Origin of the sequence: Streptomyces sp. WELS2, assembly GCF_013870595.1 — a bacterium.
Classification (GTDB): domain Bacteria; phylum Actinomycetota; class Actinomycetes; order Streptomycetales; family Streptomycetaceae; genus Streptomyces.
The window spans coordinates 1-4,451 of sequence record NZ_JACBWZ010000535.1 but is presented as its reverse complement, the minus strand read 5'-3'; the positions used below and the strand labels follow the sequence as shown (position 1 = coordinate 4,451).

Below are 4,451 nucleotides of genomic sequence, written 5' to 3'. Positions count from 1 at the left end.
GCGGTCTGGGCCCGGCTGCTGGGCGTGCCCGAGGAGACGGTCGGCCGCACGGACCACTTCTTCGACTCCGGGGGCACCTCCCTGACGGCCGTCAAGCTCAGCGTCGCGCTGGACCGGGCGGTGTCGTTGAAGGACATCACCCGCCACCCGGTCCTCGCCGACCTGGCCGCCGTGCTCGACGGGGCCGGCCGGTCCCGCCCGGAGCTGCTGCAATCGCTGTCGGAGCCGGAGGGCACCCCGGAGTGCGCGCTGGTGTGCTTCCCCTACGCGGGGGGCAACGCGGTCAACTACCGCCCGATGGCGGCCGCGCTGGCCGACAGCGGCCTGGCGGTGCTCGCCGTCGACCTGCCCGGGCACGATCCGGCGGACCGGCGGGAGCCGTTCGCGCCGATCGCGGAGGTGGCCGAGCGGGCCGCCGCCGAGATCACGGCGCGCGGCCTGACCCGAATCATGCTGTGGGGGCACTCCTCGGGCGCCGCCCCGGCGCTGGAGACGGCCCGCCGGCTTCAGGAGCGGGGGGTGCGGGTGACCCGGGTCTTCCTCGGCGCGCAGCTGCTGGGCACCGCCGCCGAGCGCGGCGCCGCCGTCGACGAACTGACCCGCAGCGGCGACGCGGAGATCGCGGCGCGGCTGGCCGCGGACGGCGGCTACACCGAACTCGCCGAACTGAACGAGCGGCACGCCGAGCGCATCGGCGCCGCCTACCGGCACGACTGTCTGTCCGCGCACCGCTATCTGCTGGCGGCGCTCACCTCCCCGCCGCCGGTCCGGCTGGCCGCGCCGGTGACGGTGGTCGTGGCCGCCGACGACCCGCACACGGCCGGCTACGCCGAACGCCACCGGGACTGGCGGCTGCTGGCCGACCACGTCGACCTGCACGAGCTGCCCGACGGGGGCCACTACTTCCCGCGCACGCGCCCGGACGGGGCGGCGCGGGCCGTCCTGACCGCGGCCGTGCCCCTGGCCTCCACCTGAGGGCCCGTCCCCACCCGACGGGCGACCGGAAAGGAAACCGAGATGCCGTCCTCATCCCTGGCAGCACCGCTCGACGTGGAGCTGCGGCCGGACAGACCAGCGATGCTGCGCGTCGCTCCGCCGGGCGACCCCGCCGGCTGGGCGGCCGAGCACCGCGAGGCGCTGCGCGCCCAGGTCACCGAGCACGGGGCGCTGCTCGTGCGTGGCCTCGGCCTGGCGGACCCCGCGCGGGTCGCCGCCGTCCTCACCCGGCTGGCGGGCAAGCCGATGACGGAGACGGAGGCGTTCGCGCCGCGCGAGACCGCCGGTGCGGGGCTGTACACCTCCACGCCGTGGCCGGCCAACCAGCCGATGTGCATGCACCACGAGCTGAGCTACCGGCTGCGGGTGCCCGGCCTGATGCTGTTCGCGTGCCTGACCCCGCCCGAGACGGGCGGGGCGACCGCGGTGGCCGACGCCGAGGAGGTCCTGAAGGCGCTGCCCGACGGCCTGGCGCGACGGTTCGAGCAGGAGGGCTGGCTGCTGACCCGCAGCTACAACGACGAGATCGGGGCGTCCCTGGAGGAGTCCTTCGGCACCTCCGACCGCGCCGCGATCGAGGACTACTGCCGGGCCAACGCCATCGACTTCACCTGGCTCGCCGACGGTTCGCTGCGCACCCGGCAGCGCCGTGCCGCCGTCGTCCGGCACCCGCTGACGGGCCGCCGCTGCTGGTTCAACCAGATCGCCTTCCTCAACGAGTGGACGCTCGCCCCCGAGGTGCGCGAGTACCTGGTGGACGAGTACGGCCGGGACGGTCTGCCGTTCAACACCTGCTACGGCGACGGCAGCCCGATCGGCGCGGACGTCGTCGAGCGCCTGAACGCCACGTACGAGGACCACACCCGGCGCGAGCCCTGGCAGGCCGGCGACCTGCTGCTGGTGGACAACATCCGCACCGCGCACAGCAGGGAGCCGTTCACCGGTGAGCGGCGGATCCTGGTCGGCATGGCCGAGCCCCGGCAGGTGGCCGACGGCTCCTTCACCCCGGAGGCGAGCGGACGATGACCGACGTACTGCCCCACAGCGCCCGCGCGGCCGAGTCCGGCCCGCCGTCGGTGCCGTCCTTCGCCGTGATCTCCGGCGAGCAGGTGAAGAGGGCCCTGGAAGGGGCCGAGAAACAGGTGGTGGAGCTGGTCGAGGCCACCTACCGGCTGCACGGCGCCGGGGAGTCGGTGAACCCGCCGTCGTACTTCCTGCGCTTCCCCGACCGCCCCAGCTCGCGGATCATCGCGCTGCCGGCGTCCATCGGCGGGTCCGTCCGCGTGGACGGCCTGAAGTGGATCTCCAGCTTCCCGGAGAACGTGGACGCCGGGCTGCCGCGGGCGTCGGCCGTGCTGATCCTCAACGACCACGACACCGGCTACCCGTTCGCCTGCCTGGAGAGCTCCATCATCAGCGCGACCCGGACCGCCGCGTCCGCCGCGCTGGCCGCGGACTGGCTCAGCCGCGAGCGGCCCCGGCCGGCCCGGGTCGGTTTCTGCGGCACCGGCCTGATCGCCCGGTACATCCACACCTTCCTGGCCCGCACCGGCTGGACCTTCGAGGCGATCGGCGTGCACGACGTGTCCGCCGCCAGCACCGAGGGCTTCTGCGGCTATCTGCGGCAGAGCGGGGCCACCGAGCCGGTCACCGTCCACGACAGCGCGGAGAGCCTGATCCGCGCCAGCGATCTGGTGGTCTTCGCCACCGTCGCCGGCCGGCCGCACATCACGACCCCGGCCTGGTTCGACCACAACCCGCTGGTCCTGCACATCTCGCTGCGCGACCTCGCCCCCGAGGTCCTGCTCGCCTCGGCCAACTTCGTGGACGACGTGGACCACTGCCTGAAGGCGGACACCTCCCCGCACCTGGTCGAGCAGCGCACCGGCAACCGCGACTTCCTCAACGGCACCCTCTACGACGTGCTGCTGGGCCGGGCCGCGCCGCCGCGCGACCAGCCGGTGATCTTCTCCCCCTTCGGCCTCGGCGTCCTCGACCTGGCCGTCGGCAAGTACGTCTACGACCAGGTCGCCCGGGCGGGCCGACTCCGCCTCGTCGACGACTTCTTCCACGACCTGCGCCGGTACGGCTGAGGCCGTTTCCCCCAGCCCTGGCAACAGGAGGCCGCCGTGCCCGTGATCTCCGCTCCCCACGCGTTCAACGAAGGGAGCCTCTTCGTCGATCTGGAGTCGATATTCGGATACCGCCTCTACCTCAAGTGCGAGGGCTTCAATTTCGCCGGCTCCATCAAGCTCAAGGCGGCGAACGAGATGGTGGCGAGCGCCGAGCGGGACGGGAGGCTGAAACCGGACTCCGTCCTGGTCGAGTCCTCGTCCGGCAACCTGGGCGTCGCGCTCAGCATGATCGCCGCGAGCAAGGGCTACCGGTTCCTGTGCGTGACCGACCCCCGGTGCAACCTGTCGACCAAGCTGCTGATGGAGGCCCTCGGCAGTCATGTGCACGTGGTGACCGACCTGGACGAGAACGGCGGCTTCCTGGGCACCCGGCTCGAGTACCTGCGGTCGCTGTGCGCGTCGGACGACCGGTACGTGTGGCTGAGCCAGTACACCAACGCGGGCAACTGGCGGGCGCACTACCGCACCACCGCGCCGGAGATCGCCGGTCACTTCCCCGGCCTGGACGTGCTGTTCGTCGGGACGGGCACCGCCGGGACCCTGATGGGCTGCGCGCGCTGGTTCCGCGAGTGGCACCGGCCGGTGCGGATCGTCGCCGTGGACAGCGCGGGGTCGGTGGCGTTCGGCGGCCCGCCCGGCCGCCGGATGATCCCCGGCCTGGGCATGAGCATGCGCCCGCCGCTGCTGGACGAGTCCTACGTCGACGAGGTGATCCGGGTGGAGGAGCCGGACACCATCCGCACCTGCCACCGGCTCGCCCGGCGGGGCTTCCTGTTCGGCGGCTCCACGGGGACGGTGGTCAGCGCGGCGACGGAGTGGCTGGCCCGGCAGGACGCCCGGGAGCTGACCGCGGTGGCCATCGCCCCCGACCTCGGCGAGCGCTACCTGGACACCGTGTACCAGACCAACTGGCTCCAGGACCTGTACGGCGAGGAGTTCCTGGACTCGCCCGGGATGCCGGACCCGGCCTGGGACGACGGCCCGGCGCCCCGGGCCCCGGACCGGCCTCCCAGATCCTAGGTCCTGCCGGTTCCGCTCAGGTCGTCTCGGCGAGCGCGCCGGCCCGGGGCCGCCACGGGATCCGGAAGGCGGTCGCCGTGACGATCAGGGCCGAGGCCGCCACCGTGGCCATGCCCAGCGTGAGGTTCGCCGCGCTCGCCACGAAGCCGATCAGGGCCGGGCCGCCCAGCAGCCCGGTGGTGCCCATCGCGGCGACCAGGGCGAGGGAGTCCGGTCCGTGTCCGGCCGCCGCCACGTACACGCACGGGGTGACGGCGGCCGCGCCGAGGCCGACGCAGGCGAAGCCGAGCAGCGTGGGGA

Annotated in this window: 4 protein-coding genes and 1 pseudogene; 4 read left to right on the top strand and 1 reads right to left on the bottom strand. The window is 73.6% G+C overall.

The window, feature by feature from the left end:
• From H5J33_RS25005 to sbnA, 4 genes are all read left to right on the top strand, one after another.
• Positions 1–975: thioesterase II family protein (locus tag H5J33_RS25005; RefSeq protein ID WP_181797127.1), on the top strand; the 975-nt coding region annotated here is incomplete at its 5' end.
• A gap of 42 nt (positions 976–1,017) precedes the next feature.
• Positions 1,018–2,022: a TauD/TfdA family dioxygenase gene (locus H5J33_RS25000; protein ID WP_181797126.1), complete on the top strand. Its 1,005-nt coding sequence runs from the start codon at positions 1,018–1,020 to the stop codon at positions 2,020–2,022.
• Positions 2,019–3,089 (top strand): 2,3-diaminopropionate biosynthesis protein SbnB, encoded by a 1,071-nt coding sequence (gene sbnB / locus H5J33_RS24995; protein WP_181797125.1) that lies wholly within the window; start codon positions 2,019–2,021, stop codon positions 3,087–3,089. The genes H5J33_RS25000 and sbnB overlap by 4 nt, the downstream gene beginning before the upstream one ends.
• Before the next feature lie 36 nt (positions 3,090–3,125).
• Positions 3,126–4,151 (top strand): 2,3-diaminopropionate biosynthesis protein SbnA, encoded by a 1,026-nt coding sequence (gene sbnA / locus H5J33_RS24990; RefSeq protein ID WP_309485482.1) that lies wholly within the window; start codon positions 3,126–3,128, stop codon positions 4,149–4,151.
• A 16-nt stretch (positions 4,152–4,167) separates the two neighbouring features.
• Here sbnA and H5J33_RS24985 read toward each other — a convergent pair.
• Positions 4,168–4,451, bottom strand: a pseudogene (locus H5J33_RS24985) (MFS transporter); the annotation flags it as partial.

Bases quoted from the DNA above. Each gene is read 5' to 3' on its own strand.
- H5J33_RS25000 (WP_181797126.1), top strand. From the start codon at position 1,018: ATGCCGTCCTCATCCCTGGCAGCACCGCTCGACGTGGAGCTGCGGCCG.
- sbnB (WP_181797125.1), top strand. From the start codon at position 2,019: ATGACCGACGTACTGCCCCACAGCGCCCGCGCGGCCGAGTCCGGCCCG.